We start from the raw sequence: 17,242 nt of genomic DNA, 5'->3' as shown, positions 1-17,242 counted from the left end.
AGCTAGCTTCCTCCGTTCTTATTGCAGATATCCCGCCGCTTTTGCCTGTTCATTCGCCGCTTCGATATATACTTGGTAGTTAAAGGTCGAATTCAAGGTGTTCAGGAAGTCCTGATATTCCGAAAGAGGACGCTTATTGAACATAAATTTCAGTATTTCTTCATTAATATACTTGTCCGCATCCGCCTTGTTGTAGCCTTCCGGAGCATGCGCTGCCGAATTGATAACCTCTTTGCGAGGCTGAGCCTTGGCGAATTCAATATATTCGATTTGGTTCGGGAATCTTGCTTTCAGGTAATCGTAATCATTGCGGCCGAAAAATTGATATTGGTAGAAATAAGCGCCTTCCGTTGCCAGCTTCTCATCCAACACCACATTGCCGTCCTGCATCGTATGGTGAACGCCGTCTAGACCGAACTGCGTCAATTTCTGTCCTTCTTCGGATACCGTGTAGTTCAGCAGCTCGAATACCCGCTTCAGCTTGCCCGGATCATCGCCAAGCTGCTTTGGAAGGCCATTCAGAATGTTGGCTCCAGCAATATCAAGCGTATTGTCGTAGCTTCCCGCAGGGCCAGCCGGAGACTGGAACTGCACCCAGTCTGCATTTGGATCAACCGCTGTAAATTGCGATACGAACTCATCCTTCTTCATCGCAGGCCATGTTGCATAGACGATGCCGGCTTTGCCTTGGATAGCCTTCTGCTGGTTTTGCAGACCTGTAGCTGTAGCAAAATCGGGATCCACCACATCAGCTTCGATAAACCTTTGAATGGCTTTCAGCGCGTCCTCCATAGCAGGGTCCATTACTGAGCTGATAACCTTGCCGTCCTTCACATAGATATCAGTCGGCTTCGCCACGTCATATCCTGTATACAGAGCGCTAAGCGTCTCGAATTGCAGACCCGTAATGCCATAAGTATCCTTTTTGCCGTTTTTATCGGGATCATTTTCTCTGAACGCCTTCGCCACCTCGAACAGCTCATCATGTGTCGTAGGAACCTGCAGATTCAGACCGTCCAGCCAGTCCTTGCGAATCCAATAGCTTGTCTGAGGAAGATAGTCCTTCGAAGGCAGCGCATAGACCTTACCGTCAACCGTGCCCTTCTTCAAGCTTTCTTCGCCGATGTAGTCAACAACGGGCTTCAGCTCATTGTCCAGGTACGGCGTCAGATCAAGCAGCACATCCTGCTTCACGAACTTCTGCAGCGTTGTGCTCTCCAACCACAGCACATCGGGTGGATTGCCCGCCGCGATACGAACGCTTAATTGATTGTTGCGATCCTCCGGAGACGGAGTAATCGTCATCTTCAGGTCGATATTCAGTGCTTCATCGAACTGCTGCTTCATGACATTTTCGTTTTCTGCAGGAAGAGCGGAGCCATGCTTCAGGAACTCGATTTGATACTTTTTGGTATCTGTTTCCTCTGCAGCGGATGAGCTCTGCGGCGTGTTGGTGCTCCCTGTGCTGTTATTCGTGTTGTTGCCGCCGCAAGCGGCCAGCAGGAAGGTAATGGATAGGACAGAAAGCAGAGTTTTGGAAAGCGTCTTCTTCATTTTCACAGAAATTCCCCCTCGTATGTTTAACTGCCTTGTTACCCTTTAATAGCTCCAATGAGCATCCCTTTCGTCAGATGCTTCTGAACGAATGGGTAGAACACGATGACAGGTATGCTGGCGATCATAACCGCAGCCATCTGAAGCGTCATCGTTGGCACAACGACCTCAGCTTGGTTGAAATCCGCAGACTGTATCAACATCGAGCGAATCACGACCTGAAGCGGATAGAGCTCGGAGTTCGTTATATACATAATGGCTCGGAATATTTCATTCCAGTGACCTACCATGTAGAACAAGCCTACTGTAATAAGCGCCGGCACCGATAACGGAAGCACGATGGAATACAGAATTTTCAATTCCTGCGCGCCGTCCATTCTTGCGGATTCGAACAGCTCCTCGGGAATCGTCTCGAAGAAGCTCTTCATCACAAGCAGCTGGAAGGTTCCAACCAACGCCGGCACGATGAGTGCGCCGTACGTATTCAGCAGCCCGGTCTCCTTCACAATCAAGTAGGTTGGAATAAGTCCGCCGCTGAAGAGCATCGTGAAGAACACGGCCAGAAGCAGCGGCCCCCTTCCCGGCAAGCCCTTCCGGCTTAGCGGGTAGGCCATCAAAGCAGTAATAACCAGGTTTAGGAACGTGCCGAATATCGCCAGCGACAACGTAATCATCAGCGCCCTTGGTATCGTATCTTTGGTGAACAGCTCCTTATAGGCCGCAAAGGATATTTCTTGGGGAATAAGGACGTAGCCGCCGTTCTTCATAACCTCGTTAATGGGAGTGATCGACACGGCAATGACGTATAGGACCGGTACGACACAGACAAGCGCGACGAGTATGAGAAAAGTATGATTGATGGCGTTAAACACGCGATCCCCTAAGCTTTTGGCTACCATATGCTTCCCCCCCATCGCTTCGCCAATTGATTCGATCCCAATACCAGAATCAGACCAATAATGGATTTGAACAAGCCGACGGCGGTCGCCAGACTGTAGCTTAATTGCTCCAGACCTGTACGGAATACCCAGGTATCAATAATATCCGCAACGTCATACACTTGAATGTTGTACATCACATAAATTTGTTCGAAGCCGGCGTCCATGATGCGGCCGAGATTCAGAATCAGCATCAACGTAATCACGTTGCGGATGCCGGGCAATGTAATATGCCAGATCATGCGCAGCCGTCCTGCTCCATCCACCCTGGCTGCCTCATACAAGGTTGGATCAATGGAGGACATGGCCGCCAGATAGATAATGGCGCTCCAGCCCAGGGACTGCCATATATCCGATAGGATCAGTATGGAGCGGAATGATTCTGTGGAGGTCAGGAACGGATAGGCCTCACCGCCTCCATCCACCAGCCATTTGTTCACAATACCAGAGCCCTCGGACAAGAACATCAGAAGCATGCCGTAGATGATGACCCAGGAGAAGAAATGCGGCATGTAGCTGATCGTCTGAACCAGGCGCTGCAGCCACTTCGAGGCCGCTTCATTCAGCATGATCGCGAACAGTATCGGAGGGAACAAGCCGAATATGAGCTTGTAGAAGCTAATCAGCAGCGTATTCGTCAAGATTTTGTAGAAATAAGGCGATTCATAAAAATCCTGAAAATACTTATACCACGGATCTGCCCAATCACTCTGAAAAATACCTTTGCCGATGGAATAATCCTTAAAGGCGATAATGGCTCCGCTCATAGGAATGTACTTGTAGATTAAGAACCAGAGCAGTCCAGGCAGAAGCATCAGATACAGCGCGCGATAGCTCCATACTCTCTTCCAAAGCATCCTCCTCTTCCATTTGTTATCTGAGACTGATGTGCGGGTTATTGAGCTTTCCAATGGTTATTAGCCCTCCTTCCATGTTGGATGTTTTGTTGATAGCTTTATGGTATCACCGTCCCAATTTACGAAATATACATGATATCTTCAAAAAGTGTCATACTATTTCGAATCATTTAACACAATAGGCAATCTGATTCGCACGACCGTTCCTTTGTTTTTCCTGCTGTAATACCGAAGCCCGTAATGTTCGCCAAAAAACAGCTTGATCCGCTCATGCACATTCCATACGCCAATAGAGGAGAAGGCTGCGCTTGGCAGCGTATCCGCGCTCTCATCCACTGGCTTATGCAGGATCGCCTCAGCCTGCTTTCGATCCATGCCGACGCCATCATCAAGGATGTAAATCATGAGGCTGTTGCCCTGTTTTCTGGCTCTGATCCAGATTGTACCGAGCTCCTTCTTGGGACCAATCCCGTGGAAGATGGCATTCTCGACCAGCGGCTGCAGAGACAGCTTCAGCACCATGTATTCCAGCAGACTATCATCGATATGGATGTCCAGCTTCAAGTCGCTGCCATAACGAATACGCTGGATATGTCCATACATGCGCAGCAGCTCCATCTCCTCGGCCAGCGTGATCGTATCGCCGGTCCCACGGTTAAAGCTGTAGCTTAGCAGACCGATTAGCGACTTGACCGTTTCTCTCACCTCGTCCATTCTTTTCTGGCGGGCAAGGCTGGAGACGCATAACAGCGTGTTTTGTAGAAAATGGGGGCCGATCTGGCTCTGAAGCATCTTCAGCTCATAGTCCTTTTTAGTCTTCTCCGTCTGCTTGACGATTTCAATTAAGCTGTGCACTCGCGCAAGCAAAGTATTGTAGGAGGCGGCCAACTGTCCGATCTCATCCTCCCGGTTCACATAGAAGCCGCTTGCAAGATTAATATCATTGACGCGATTCATCTTCGCGCTTAGCAGTCGCAGAGGCGCTGTGAAGAGGCGACTGAATACAAACGTAATAATAAGCAGCACGACACTCCAGGCCATGACTGTGTTGCGGAATACGATAAACAGGTCGTTAACGGTATGATAGAAGGTCTGGTCATCGATCAGCATGACGATTTCCCATCCCAATCGATTACTGCCCTCTCGTATCACTACATACGAGCGACCGTCATAATCGAAGAGCTCGGAGCCCGCGTGATAGAATTGGAGCTGGTTGATAAAATCGGTGGAGAGCTGCGGGGGATAGACTTGACGCTTCTGAGGCATGCTCATCTTGCTTTCATGGAAGAGAATGACATACTTGGAGGAGTCCAGCAGCAAGAAGCCGCTGGAGCGGCTTGATAATTGAGGGGCGAGCCGCAGTCTCAGCGCCTCCAAGTCCAGCTCGACAACCGAGATGCCTAACAACGATCCATTCTCATTGAGGATAGACTGTACGAATGCAACCGTAGAGCCGATGCCGGGTGATTCATAAGGCTCACTCCAGGAGATGCCGATGCGGGAGATTTTTGCTCGCAGCAATAGTGTGCTCAGCATCTCGTTACCCCGAATTTCGTAGAGCAGCGGGTTGCTGGAATAAACGGTGCCATCCGACCGGACCATATACATCGCTTTGGCGAAGCTTGCATTCGCGGCGCTGTATTGGGACAGTATATTTTCCAGCTCATCCCTGCTGCCTTCCAGCATCTTCTCCTTCTGAGAGGTGAGGAAAAATAAAATGTTCTGAACCGTGCTTACCTGGGAATCGATTAATTGATTGCTTTGATTCAGAAGACTGTAGGAATCCGTCCAGAGCTGCTCCTTCAGGGCGTTCTGGGATATTCGCATATTGTTCCAGGCTAGCATACTGAACAGGAGCATCGTTACAATAAACAGCAAAACAAACATTTTGGTGCCAATGCTCCATCTGCGGGGATGCTTCAGCAGGGACATCCTTTTCATCACAATCCGTCCCTTTCCTGCTCATTTTTTTTGTAATCGCTTGGCGCATATCCGGTGTATTTCCTGAACACGAGCGTAAAATAGCGGTAATTCGGTATGCCGACAGCCTCCGCAATTTCGTACACCTTCGTATTGCCCTCCTTCAAGAGCTGAATGGCCTTCTGCACTCTTACCTTGGACACATATTCGTTAAAGGATTCACCCAGCTCCTCGCGGAACAGCTTGCCCAGGTAAGCCGCAGACAGGTGGCCCACCTGCTCGGCAATGCTCTGCAGGGTGAACGGCTCGGCGAACTGCACTTCAATAATTTGCTTCGCCTTGGCCACCTCGCCTCTGAGCCTGCGCGGCTGGGAGGAGAAGAGCATATCCAGCCCTCTAAGCAGCAGCTCCTCCAGCTCGGCTGCGCTCGCCGCCCGCTCCAGCAGCGCCCGGTTCAGCAGACGTCCGGCATCCACGGTCCCGTCAAGCAGCTGCCATCTCATTAAGCCGCGAATGGCCAGCTCCTTCAGCTCGGCGGGGTGAATTCGTTCCCTGCAAGCCCAGGGCACAAAGGATTGTTGAATCTCCTGCCTGCACTTGGCATAGTCGCTTCCCGCCAAGGAAAGCATATTCATGGCGGCCGCAACTTCTTCGGAGGTCGCGCTCCGAAGCGGTGCAGGCGCGCCGTAATAGATCGCGTTGGATTCTGGCGCATAGAGCGCGCTTCCTCCCATATTTGATTATCCAAGTAGCGCCCTCTAAGCTCCATTCCCGTCATGAATGGCTCGCTGATGATCGCGATCGGATCAATCTCTCCGTCGGAATAGGAGAACGTTGCGGATAGCTGACGGTAAATACGCTCCATCAACTGCTCCATTTCGGCAATAAGCTTATCCTTCTCCGTATGCGAGGCAAATACAACATAATCTCTGGCTTTCAGCGAAATCCATCCCATAGCCCCTCCTGCGCCGGTCTCCTGCTCCCATTGGATCAGCGCATCCTGGATGGTCCGGCTTGCATACAGCTCGTCCATAGGAAGGGACAGCAGCTTAAATTGAATGAACGATGAAGAGCGTTCTGAAGCTATACCATATCTCTCGCAGAACAATTGCCAGCCTTCGTTCATCGACAGCGGCGGCGTATCATGCAGAAGAGCGTACATATCCTTGCCGCAATGCCACCTCTTCTCCTCCTTGGCGCTGCGAACCGCAAGCGATGCTTGTTGAACGGCCTGCTCCGCCTTCTTCAGCACACGCTGCAAGTCCTCCTCCTCCACATTGGATTTGACGAGGTAGTCCAGCGCCTCCTGGCGGATCGCTTCCCAGGCATAGTGGAAGTCGCTGTGCACTGTTTGCAGCACAACCTGCACGCGGGGGAACCGCCGCTTCAGCTCGCGCAGCAGCGTTATGCCGTCCATTGCAGGCATCGTCACATCGGTAATGACAAGATCAGGCTCGCAATGCTCGCAGAAGGCCAGCGCTTCTTCTCCATTGCGCGCCTCGCCAATCAGCTCGGCCCCCCAGCTCTCCCATGGGTAGGAGGCCATCTCCTTGCGAAGAGGCTCCTCATCGTCCACGATCAGGACAGTAAGCATCGGTTGGTCGATCGGTTGGTCAGTCATCGCTAGCACCTCACATTCTAGTTGTGAACAGGCTGTCAGCATTTCTTACAATTGGCCTGGTTATCTAATCGCTATATTGAATCATTGTACGGATTCAAGGTGAAATTGCAATTCCAGCACATTATTTTCGGAACGAATGAGAAATCCTCTATCGAGGTCTTTCAAAGATGAGCGACCGCGTTTAGATGTAGGATTTATCGCCAAATAGAATTTCCGTTTTCGAATGCTCGAAAACTTATAAATTGTGGTAAGAAAAACGCCTGACGGCGTCCTTGATATAAACTTTCGCCATAGTCATCATCTCGACCGGGCTTCTAACGGTCAAAAAAAAACTTTAGACTAGTCAAATCGACCATTCAAAGTTGTAACGGTCATTTTCGAATGTTAGAACGATAATTGAGGTAAAGTCGGTGCGTTTAGGAGGGCTAAGCGTCAAGCTTGCCCGTTACAGGCTGGAAAGCGATAAATTCGAGCTCTAAGCGCATTTTTTGTCCGTTAGCGTTGTGGCGTTCGAACCGCGTGAAAATGTTATAAATTCTATAACTACAAGGTGAAACGGCTGTCTCCGTCCTTTGGCGGAGCAGCATACGTTTCGCGTTGAAATATAAGCCCAGTATAGAGCAAACATATGCTTTCTCATAATATTTGAGCAAACAAATCCACCGTCAGCCAAGCCGACGGTGGATAAGAAATTCTATTCAACTACAGAAACATACGATACACAACCTGCGCGGCTTCCGCGCGAGTCAGCTGCCCCTTCGGTACAAACTGGCCGTTGCCCCGGCCCTGCACATACCCCGCATCTGCGGCGGCATGAACCGCGCTTACAGCCCAATCGCTGATCGCGTGCTCATCCTGGAAGGCAACGTTCGCGGAGCCTGAAGCCGTTGTGCCTGAATCCCCTTGCTTAATGCGAGCCGCGTTCATCAGAATAACCGCCATCTCCTCGCGGGTCAGCTGGGCATTCGGAGCAAAGGTAGTGCTGGATTTGCCGGCAATCAGCCCCGCCGCATAAGCAGCCGCAACCTCATCCGCATACCTGCTTCCTGCTTCTACGTCCGCGAAAGGCGCTGGCTCAGCCGACTCCAGCTTCAGCGCCCGAACCAGGGTCGCGGTGAATTCAGCTCTCGTCATAGAGCGGTCCGGCGCAAACTTGCTTTCGCTTACGCCTTGCATCAGATGCTTCGCCGTCAGCTCTTGAATGACACGCTGCGCCCAGTGTTGCGCCGGCACATCCTCAAATGTCTTCTTATACTCCAGCACCGCATAGGTACTGAAGTGATTCAGCATCGCCGTCAGCTTGGAGCCATCCCATACGCCCCCTACATATTGGGGTGCGCCATTAGAAGGAATATAATAAATTCCGACCAACCCTTTGTCCGCTCCGCTGTCTACGGACATAGACAGCTTCAGCGGCTCTGGGAATGCCGTCAGCTGATGCTTTGTGCCATTCGCCTCCAGGACGAACAGCTCCAGCTCCACAGTGTCGCCTCCTTGACGAAGCCCTGTCATAGCCGAACCCTCTGCAGGCAAGCTCAGCTCGCCTTCCGTTGTTGCGACTGTGAACCAAAGTTCTGCTTGGCCAAGAGCAGCGGCAGGAACCTGCTTCATAAGCTCCTTCAAGACATTAACGGGAATATTCACCGACATCGAATCATGGTTAATCTGAAGCTGCTTCCCGTTCTCCGCTTGAATGGCCCCAGCAGGGACCTTGAGCCCTTGCTTGCCCGCCAAGCTGATCTGCAGGCTGCCATCCGAGCTCCAGTTCAGCCGGCTCAGCTGAATCACGTTGGTGTCAGGAGCTGAAGGAAGAACCGGTACGACAGGTGGCAGCGTGACAGGCTGGGTGTAGGTGAACGCTTGGCGATACACCTCCGTCAGTCCAGCTGCGCCGATGGCCACCTCATACACGCCTTCTGACCTGCCTGCCATTGGCACCGCAAACGTGAAGCTGCCGCTCGAATTGCTGGTTGTCTGGTCCAGATGGGCGAGCTCGCCCTCCGGTCCCGTCATACGAAGCGAGACCCAGCTGCTCTGACCAGTCGACAAAGCTCCACTCACTGTCAAATCCGTATTCACGGATAAGGTTGCCGTTATTGAAGCGCCATCCGCATGGGCAGCTGGCACGAGCCCGAACAGCAGACTACAAAGGAGTAATAGGCCTGCCCATCTCTTCATCGAATCGCTCCCTCCTCTACCAGCTCAATCTGCACATCCACTTCGTAGCCGGCAGCATCAGCTGGAAGCTGGAAGCCTGCCTTCAAGGCAGTCTGCTCCTGGGAAGCTAGCCTCTTAACGGTGGTGACCTTGGCAACAGAGGTGCCGCTCGCATCCAGCAGCCGGAACACAATACGAGCTTCTGCGCTTTCGACTCCAACGTTCGATGCTTCTGCTTCAATGATCGCAAACCTTGTGTCGTCCAGTTGAGCGACAGCCTGGCCCTTCATATCCTTTATTCCCGTTATGCTGACTTGAAGCGGAAATATCGGCGCACCTGTCGCCATGTCGGAATCGGGACCTGGACCGGCTTCATTATACGCTGATACCTTGTAATAATAGGTTTCTCCATTCACGACAGGCTCATCGACATACAAGAGCGCGGTTGTCTGAGCCGCCAGCGTCTCATAGGGACCTTCCGGGGAGCTCGCCCGCTTCACGGTATAACCAAGAGCCCCGGCCACCTCGGTCCATGCGAGCTCAACGCGTTCATGACCGCTCTCGGCTGACAGCTCCGGCGCTTCCGTCAGCACCTGCTTCTCACCGATAGCAAGAACGAGCTGTGCCGGCTTGCCGGTTGCGGCATCTTCTCTGGAAGCGTAATCCGCACCACGACTGCTGTCGACCCCTCTCAGACGCAGGGTGATCGTTGCGTCCTGGTGTGCCTTAACGAAGCTCGTGACATCCAGCGACACATAGCTGCCAATTTGAGACTCACCAACAAATACAGTATCCAGCACTAACCCCTGCTCAGTCGGAGCATTGGAATAGGTCAAGCCCATCTCCGTCCAGCTGTCGTCGTCGATGCCCCTTACATCGATGTTATACCCCTTTTCCGGGCTGCTTAATGTTGCGCTCTCAATACCCTTGACGAACAGCTGCAGCACAGCCTCCTCCACAAAGCCATCAATAGTCGGGAGATTAAATTTCAGGAACATATCCCTGTTCTCCGAGGAGGTGCGCTTCAGCTTAAGCGTTGTGCTGCCGCCATAATTATTGTTAGAGGACGTGCCGCCCTGAACATACGTATCCTCGGATACGGGAATTAGAAGCGGCTCTGACGAGCTGCCAGCTTCGGCGGATGCTTGGTTCAGCCACGCCGTGAATGGAACGCATGCCGTCAGCATGGCCAGTATCAGCAGCAAGCTCGTGCTTCTCCGAACTTGGAATTTCTTCATTGTTTGGTGCCTCCTTCAGCTCCGCTTAATCAATTTGGACCGCTTCGGACAACGGCGTCATTCCGTCCCATGAATCCCAGACGAACAGCTTCACGGAATCCGCCCCTGATGGCAGTTCTAGCTCAGCGCCTATCGTTTCGCTTGCCAGTCCGTTCAAGAACCCGCTAATAAATACAGTATTCAGCAGTTTGCCTTGCCCATCATAGACACCAACGGTCAGAGCCGCCTCCTGGGACTCCTGCCGCGTATTGGTCATGACTGCTTCGATTTGGACAAAAGCTTGACCGTCAACGCTCGAGATCGTCTCTCCGCTCCGATCCTTCAGCTCCACATTGCTCAGCAGCACCGGAGGCGCCTCTGCTGCATCCCTGCCGTATATCTCCGTCTCCAGCAGACTGTTCCAGCCGCTGGCTGTATTGCCATAGCCGACAATTCGGATATACCTAGCCATTACACCCGCTTCATAAGCCTCCAGCTTCTCGGTTTTGCCGCTGGACCATGCCGGTTCGGTCACGGTGCTCCAGCGATTGCCGTCGATGGAAGCTTCAATTTCAAATTTCGTTTGCCGGAGATGTCCCGAGCTCCAGGCAAGCTTCACATAATCAACCTGATAGAGCTGGCCCAGATCGTAAGCGATCCACTGTCCAACCCCGTTATCGGACCTTGCGGACCAGCGTGTTGTCATATCGCCGTCCACAGTGTTCGCAGGCACATTGCCGTCATCCGCGCTCGCCGTCACCTGAGCGGGCTGGAGCTTGTCAGCAGCCGGATCATTCAGCAGCGGCACGAATAGAAGATTGGACAATGTGGATTCATTATTGGCCTCATCGGACGAACGAATAGCGAAGAAATACGTTAGACCCGGCTTCAGCCCTTCCACCGTCATGCCTTGCGCGTTGCCAACCGATAATGGCACAGGCTCGCCTTGCACTTGAACCGCCTGGCTCCAGCTAGCCTCGTCAATTGGCGATGTGCTGTAACGGAGGTCGTACGATACAGCCGTGCCCTTGTAGCCGTCATCCCCTGGCGCGCTCCAGGTCAGACTTGCCGTGTTGGAGGAGACAGAAGAAATTGTCAAATCCGTTATTGCCGCTGGCGGGATAGTGTCGTCAGCCGAGCCCATTGTTACGGCAGCCACATTGGACAAGGCCGAAACGTTGCGTGCATGATCACCGGATTTTACGGCAATATAATAGGTCGTGCCTGCGCTCAGACCGCCAATGACCATCGACTCCGGCGTGCCGGGCGCGCCTGGAACTGGCTCTCCTGCGACTTGGCTGGCTTGGCTCCAATTCTGTTCCGTAATCGGCGAAACGCTGTACCTCACGTCATAGTAGCTAACCGCACTGCCCTGGTCAGCAGGTGCAGTCCACGACAGGATCGCGGCGTTCGCTCCTTCATTGACAGCATTCACATCCGTAATCGCCAGCGGCGCGGTTACATCCCCCGCTCCCTCATCGACATATTGGATTTCCAGCTCGCCGCTGCCTGAGAGGGCAAGCGTGACGTAGCCGTTCGATACCGAAGCCGTCAACGCTTCGCCAGCCAGACTGGCCGAAGCGACCGTCTTGCCTTCCGGTACAAGAAGCTGCAACGTATACGCATCGGATACTGAGGTAATATAGCCGCTGTGGCGATCTCGCTCCGCCACATTCAAGGCAAGCGCGACTGGCGCGCTGGAAGCTGCCAGCAGCTCATCGCCATAGCTGATGGAGGTGCCTTGCTTCATCGCATATTGCTGTACCCAGCCGTTATGGCGCACATAACCGAATTCGGCATCGGAGCTCAGCTCGCCCACTTCCGACATCGAGGATTCGTTCTGTACCAGGTACGTGTCCAGATTGCCATTCATGGCTACGGTTCCGCCTGTGCGACTCTCGTCGCTGGCGTCCGTTACAACCGGTGTATCCGCCTGAATATGATTCGGAATCAGGATTTGCAGGAAGTTGGCATTGGACGCTTGCTTCTGGGCCGTCACATAACCGAAGGAGGCCGCATCGTCCTTGATATAGCTTACATCGCCTACATGATTGGTCAGCGTGGCATCATCTGACAGAATCCATGCGGACAGCTTGGCTGCCGTGCCGTATGCGTCCTTGGAGTAAATCCATTCCCGATAATTGCCGTCTCCGATCATTGTTCCGCGTCCGCCGTGCAGATACAGCTCGAATTGGCCGGCAGCGCCGTCCTTCGTGCTTAATTGGTCGGCAACCACGAAGTATTCCTGATTCGGGAACGCAACCGAACGTTTGATATAGCCCGTGCTTTGATCGTCCGGCGGGAAGAGCAGCGGGTTCTCCCCTTTGGTTGTATCATTCGTAATGGCGATAAATCGCGCTTCCTTCTGCTGGAAGTCGAAGAAACCCGTATCCATACCGAATCGTGACGCCGGTGTTACGTTCTGTGCGGTGTCAACCGGCCACGCCCCGTTCAAGGTCACGGTGTTGTGCGCCTTAGCCGTACGATACCAGCTGCGGCGCTCGGCGTCCCCGTAGGCTGACTTGGAATAGCCGGAATCGCTCGCCATCATTTGATTCTCTGCATGAATGATAAAGCTCAGATGATCGAACTGATTATGGTTATCCATCTCCGCTTGTCCATGGAACAGCAGATAGCGGGAGGAAGGATCGTCATTCCAATGGTTACGGAAGATCGTCTGTCCGCCCTCGTTCAGGAACTGAGTAGCGGAGCCCGTAGGAGCAATTGGCTCCACGGACGGATCGTAGGTCAAATATTTGTTCAGATCCATCGTATCGTCGTAGCTGGCACCTGTATTGTTGCCAAATTCCCCGCCCCATGGCGCGGTGTCGGTCGTCTCGTAGCGCCATTGGAACAAATTGCCCCATTTGGCCGTTGGGTGCAGCGGCGTGGAATCCGCATCGTTTACGAATTGACCGGCAACCATCTGCAGGAAGTTATGCCTTAGATAGGAGTCCTCTACATTGGGCATCCACCCTTTGTTGTTCGTGACGGAGAATTCCCAGATGAAGGCTGGTTTGTACGTAGGGAACAGATCAACCTCGGATACATGCTTGTAGTGGTACAGGAACGGGAGGAAATTCAGATGGGAATAAATATAATATTGCGAGCCTTCCCGGTACACCCCGTCCGAGCTGAAAAAATATTTGGTGTTCGTATTGGCCGCTTCCAGCGCCGTTTGGAGCCATTCTGCCGCATCCTCGTGACCGCTAAGAGCCAATGCTGCCGTACCCAGGCCCCAAGCCGGCTTGGAGCGATGATTATGCGGGCGCGGTCCCCAAATATACATAAAATCATTAAGCTCCTGCGCTTCTTTGGCAAAGGCTGTGCGAATCGCGGCATCCTGCTCAGCCGTCAGCTCTCCGTGCATCCAGTCATACGCTTCCGCAAAGTTTTGAATCCAGACGCCTCTGTAGGTCTCATCCACCGGGCTGCTCGACACCGTAGGGTCGCATTGATAGATGGGTCCGTCATACGCTCTCAGCAGCGCCCCAATCGCCGCATTCTTATGCGTCTCGTCCCCCTCCATGACATACATAAACGCGTTGTACTTCGCAATGCGGGCCATATCGCCATAGTAGCTGTGCAATCGGCTGTCAACGCATGGATTGGGATACGTCGGCACCTCTGGGAGCGCCGCCCCCAAATATTTGCTGCCTTTCACATTGTTCCATAACTCAAGCGCATATTCGTCCGCATTCCGTTTGTCATACACGTCGGCCACCTCATCCGCCTTGAACCATAAGCTTGGATGGGCTTCCGTCTCCGGCAGCACCGGCACCTCGGAGGTCGTAAAGCCGCTGTAGCTCTCATAGTTGACCTCATTCGCGTCGATGGTCGACGTCGTCATGAAGAAGGAGGCTGAAGCTACGGCAACCGCCAGCATAAGAGACACTGGTTTTTTCCATTGTGTAACTCGCACTGCATCATCCCCTTACTTTGTTAATTAAGATGGTTGCGCATTCTCCCGGCATGCGCCTGCCTCGTTATCATCATACTTGTATTTTTTGCAGACCTGTAAGCGGTTACTTTTTGTTCGGATGGTAGTTTTTTTGGATTATGAAGAAATTTACAAATCGTCTAAAGAAAAAACAAGGCAACGCTTCCAAAAAATGTATAGTCAATCCCGAAGGAGGTGAAAGCGCTTTTATCACATTCAACTGCAGCATGAGCGCATCACAGAATGGATGACCTGTAATCGCTTGCCAAATTTATCGAAGGAGCTGTTATGATGAAAAAAACAAAGTCTCTACGTATGCGAACGATTGGCTTCCTTACTGCACTTGTACTTATGATTGGCCTTATCCCGTTATCCCCTGCCGCATTTGCAGCCAGCGAGCTGCCAGTGGCCTCAGTTACGGCCAGCAGCAATGACGGGAATGTTCCCGCCAATACGCTTGACAACAACTACACAACACGATGGTCTGCACAAGGCAGCGGACAATGGATTCAATATGATCTGGGTCAATCCGCTTCAATTGAACGCGTCAAGATCGCTTGGTATCAGGGCACACAGCGCCAATCCACCTTCAATATCCAGGTGTCGGCGAACGGCTCCAGCTGGAGCCAGGTATACGCGGGCACCAGCAGCGGCACATCAGCGGCATTGGAGGTTTACAATATTACGACGGTTACGGCCCGATATGTCCGTATTAACGGCTTCGGCAACAACGTCAACAATTGGAACAGCATTCTGGAGACCGAAATTTGGGGCACCGTCTCTGGCAGCGGCGGCGGTGGCGGTACTGGCGGTGGAAGTACTGGCGGACTTAATCCTTCCTTGCCCCCAAGCGGGAATTTTGACCTGACCAAGTGGAAGATTACGCTTCCGGATGCCAGCGAAGTGCAGCCTTCCTCGCTAAGCAATGGCTATACGCATCCAACCTGGTTCTACACGAGCTCCAGCAATGGCGGCATGGTGTTCCGCTCGCCGAATCTGGGCAGCACAACGACCAACAGCACGTATACCCGCTCCGAGCTGCGCGAGATGCTGAATCCATCCGCCGGCACCACATCTCTGGGCAACAACTGGGTCACCTCCACCTCGTCCTCCAGCACGAAGTCGCAGGCTGGCGGCGTTGACGGCACGATGAATGCAACGCTTCAGGTCGACAGGGTTTCTACGACCGGCGACAGCACCAAGGTGGGACGCGTAGTTGTAGGCCAAATTCACGGACCGGACACCGAGCCCATTCGTCTGTATTACCACAAACGTCCGACTGATACGAAGGGCGCCATCTATTTCGGCACGGATGACCTGAGCAACAACAACACCTGGGTTAATATTATTGGCGGGCCTTCCAGCCTGAACCCTTCAAACGGTATCGCGCTTGGGCAGAAGTGGAGCTATGAGATCAAGGTCGTTGGCCTGACCATGACGGTCAAGGTAACGCCTGAGGGCGGCTCCACAACAACGGTGCAATACACTCTGCCTTCCGGCTACAATAACAAATACATGTATTTCAAGGCGAGCGTCTACAACCAGAACAACACGGGCACGGCTTCGGATTATGTCCAGGCGACGTTCTTCAAGCTGACTCATGTGCATCCTTAGATTCACGGGCAAATAGCTGGCGGACACCTCCGTCTTCTCCAGTGTTGCACGTGCAGCAATCTTCTCCAAATGGGACTACAACAAGCCAGCGCGGCAGCATCCTGCCACGCTGGCTTCTCCTGCGCCTCACACCCCCTCCACAATCCGCTGGGCCCGCACTGACACCTGCCTGAACAGCTCCTCTTCGTCAATGGTGAGCAGTCTTCGGCCTCGCATCAGCACTTTTCCGTTGACAATCGTCGTGTCTACATCCGCGCCGACAGCGCTGTACGCAAGCAGCGAGGGAACATCATGGAGCGGCTGCAAATGCGGCTTCTGCAGATCAATAAGAATGAGGTCAGCCTTCATCCCAGCCTCCAGCCTGCCAACCTCATGGCTCAGGTTCAACAGCTTCGCGCTGCCCACCGTTGCCATACGAAGAGCGTCCATGGCGGGAAGCCTCGCCGGGTCCCCGTAATCCAGCTTCTGAAGCCATGCCGCGCACCTTATTTCCTGGAACATATCCAGGGTGGATGCGCTGCCTGCCCCGTCCGTGCCCAGGCCTACAGCAACACCCTGTTGCAGCATATCGGTCACAGGCGCAATGCCGCAGCCTAGCTTGAGATTGCTTACAGGATTATGGCACACACCGCCTCGCATCCCACGCAAATACCCTATATCCCTTCTATTCAACTGCACCCCGTGGGCCAGCACCACATGAGCCTTCTCGAACAACCCAAGCTGGTACAAATATTGGGTGGGCGTCTGATGATAACGTTCCCTGATCCGGACAACCTCCTCGACCGTCTCTGCCAGATGCGTATGGATGGGAATATCCTCCTGCTCCGCAAGCGCAATGAGCTCTCTGAATGGCTCGGGAGGAACCGTGTAGGGAGAATGAGGCCCCAGCATCGTCGTTATTCTCCCCTCCGCTTTACCGCTCCAACGGTGAATAAGGTCCATCGCCTCCGACATACGCCGGCCACCGTCATTCTCGAGAAATACGAGTCCCCTCGTCAATGAAGCCCGCATGCCGGCCTCCTCAACCGCAGCGGCGATTTCGTTCATATGAATGTACATATCGGCGAAGGCGGTCGTGCCCGACTTGATCATCTCCGCCATCGCAAGCTGTGCGCCCCAATAGATGTCCTCCGGTGACATTCGAGCTTCAGCCGGCAGCATCTTCCTGGACAGCCAGTCCATCAGCTTCAGGTCATCGGAGAAGCCCCGAAGCAGGCTCATAGGCGTATGTTGATGGGCGTTAATCAGCCCTGGCATCGCCGCCATGCCCTTCCCCGGAATAACCTCATCGACTTCCGCTTCAATACAGGGCTGAATGTCCGCTATACGATCCTCTTCAATCAGAATATCCCCCGTGAACGGCTCCTCCCTCTCTGTGCTCATGCTTACAACCGTTACGCCTTTAATTAATGTCCTCATCGTGA

The 17,242-nt window shown here is 53.1% G+C and carries 11 protein-coding genes; 1 reads left to right on the top strand and 10 read right to left on the bottom strand.

Features of this window, described 5'->3' with window-relative positions; all coding sequences use genetic code 11:
• Window positions 1-18: 18 nt before the first annotated feature.
• The 9 genes from AB1S56_RS07690 to AB1S56_RS07650 form a co-directional block, all read right to left on the bottom strand.
• Window positions 19-1,554 (bottom strand): extracellular solute-binding protein, encoded by a 1,536-nt coding sequence (locus AB1S56_RS07690; protein WP_340870418.1) that lies wholly within the window; start codon window positions 1,552-1,554, stop codon window positions 19-21.
• Between the two features lie 38 nt (window positions 1,555-1,592).
• On the bottom strand, window positions 1,593-2,453 hold the full coding sequence (locus AB1S56_RS07685; protein ID WP_340870367.1) for a carbohydrate ABC transporter permease: 861 nt from the start codon (window positions 2,451-2,453) through the stop codon (window positions 1,593-1,595).
• Window positions 2,447-3,349, bottom strand: a complete 903-nt coding sequence (locus AB1S56_RS07680) for an ABC transporter permease subunit (RefSeq protein ID WP_340870370.1) — start codon at window positions 3,347-3,349, stop codon at window positions 2,447-2,449. The genes AB1S56_RS07685 and AB1S56_RS07680 overlap by 7 nt, the downstream gene beginning before the upstream one ends.
• A gap of 156 nt (window positions 3,350-3,505) precedes the next feature.
• Entirely contained in the window at window positions 3,506-5,290 is a 1,785-nt protein-coding gene (locus AB1S56_RS07675) for a sensor histidine kinase (RefSeq protein WP_340870374.1), read from the bottom strand.
• Window positions 5,290-5,904, bottom strand: coding sequence for a helix-turn-helix domain-containing protein (locus tag AB1S56_RS07670; protein ID WP_340870376.1), 615 nt, complete (start codon window positions 5,902-5,904; stop codon window positions 5,290-5,292). Before AB1S56_RS07670 ends, AB1S56_RS07675 begins: the two co-directional genes overlap by 1 nt.
• Window positions 5,901-6,890: a response regulator gene (locus AB1S56_RS07665; protein WP_340870379.1), complete on the bottom strand. Its 990-nt coding sequence runs from the start codon at window positions 6,888-6,890 to the stop codon at window positions 5,901-5,903. Before AB1S56_RS07665 ends, AB1S56_RS07670 begins: the two co-directional genes overlap by 4 nt.
• Window positions 6,891-7,592: 702 nt before the next feature.
• The gene (locus tag AB1S56_RS07660; RefSeq protein WP_340870381.1) at window positions 7,593-9,068 is read right to left on the bottom strand and encodes an S-layer homology domain-containing protein; all 1,476 of its coding nucleotides are present in this window, start codon (window positions 9,066-9,068) and stop codon (window positions 7,593-7,595) included.
• Window positions 9,065-10,285 (bottom strand): DNRLRE domain-containing protein, encoded by a 1,221-nt coding sequence (locus AB1S56_RS07655; protein WP_340870385.1) that lies wholly within the window; start codon window positions 10,283-10,285, stop codon window positions 9,065-9,067. Before AB1S56_RS07655 ends, AB1S56_RS07660 begins: the two co-directional genes overlap by 4 nt.
• 25 nt (window positions 10,286-10,310) lie before the next feature.
• On the bottom strand, window positions 10,311-14,186 hold the full coding sequence (locus AB1S56_RS07650; protein WP_340870386.1) for a discoidin domain-containing protein: 3,876 nt from the start codon (window positions 14,184-14,186) through the stop codon (window positions 10,311-10,313).
• 306 nt (window positions 14,187-14,492) lie between these two features.
• Here AB1S56_RS07650 and AB1S56_RS07645 point away from each other — a divergent pair, with 306 nt between their 5' ends.
• A complete protein-coding gene (locus AB1S56_RS07645) occupies window positions 14,493-15,818 on the top strand; it encodes a polysaccharide lyase family 7 protein (protein WP_340870389.1) in 1,326 nt (441 codons plus the stop codon).
• Window positions 15,819-15,944: 126 nt separating this feature from the next.
• Here the strand turns inward: AB1S56_RS07645 and AB1S56_RS07640 are convergent, their stop codons facing one another.
• Entirely contained in the window at window positions 15,945-17,237 is a 1,293-nt protein-coding gene (locus AB1S56_RS07640; protein ID WP_340870391.1) for an amidohydrolase, read from the bottom strand.
• Between the last annotated feature and the right edge of the window lie 5 nt (window positions 17,238-17,242).

This window comes from Paenibacillus sp. PL2-23, from assembly GCF_040834005.1.
Lineage (GTDB): Bacteria > Bacillota > Bacilli > Paenibacillales > Paenibacillaceae > Pristimantibacillus.
The sequence above is the reverse complement of the archived record's forward strand: the minus strand, read 5'-3'. Positions and strand labels throughout refer to the sequence as shown.

Excerpts from the sequence above, each read along its gene's own strand:
- AB1S56_RS07660 (WP_340870381.1), bottom strand. The coding sequence starts at position 9,068 with ATGAAGAGATGGGCAGGCCTATTACTCCTTTGTAGTCTGCTGTTCGGG.
- AB1S56_RS07645 (WP_340870389.1), top strand. The coding sequence starts at position 14,493 with ATGATGAAAAAAACAAAGTCTCTACGTATGCGAACGATTGGCTTCCTT.
- AB1S56_RS07665 (WP_340870379.1), bottom strand. The coding sequence starts at position 6,890 with ATGACTGACCAACCGATCGACCAACCGATGCTTACTGTCCTGATCGTG.
- AB1S56_RS07680 (WP_340870370.1), bottom strand. The coding sequence starts at position 3,349 with ATGCTTTGGAAGAGAGTATGGAGCTATCGCGCGCTGTATCTGATGCTT.
- AB1S56_RS07675 (WP_340870374.1), bottom strand. The coding sequence starts at position 5,290 with ATGAAAAGGATGTCCCTGCTGAAGCATCCCCGCAGATGGAGCATTGGC.
- AB1S56_RS07670 (WP_340870376.1), bottom strand. The coding sequence starts at position 5,904 with ATGAATATGCTTTCCTTGGCGGGAAGCGACTATGCCAAGTGCAGGCAG.
- AB1S56_RS07685 (WP_340870367.1), bottom strand. The coding sequence starts at position 2,453 with ATGGTAGCCAAAAGCTTAGGGGATCGCGTGTTTAACGCCATCAATCAT.
- AB1S56_RS07690 (WP_340870418.1), bottom strand. The coding sequence starts at position 1,554 with ATGAAGAAGACGCTTTCCAAAACTCTGCTTTCTGTCCTATCCATTACC.
- AB1S56_RS07640 (WP_340870391.1), bottom strand. The coding sequence starts at position 17,237 with ATGAGGACATTAATTAAAGGCGTAACGGTTGTAAGCATGAGCACAGAG.
- AB1S56_RS07655 (WP_340870385.1), bottom strand. The coding sequence starts at position 10,285 with ATGAAGAAATTCCAAGTTCGGAGAAGCACGAGCTTGCTGCTGATACTG.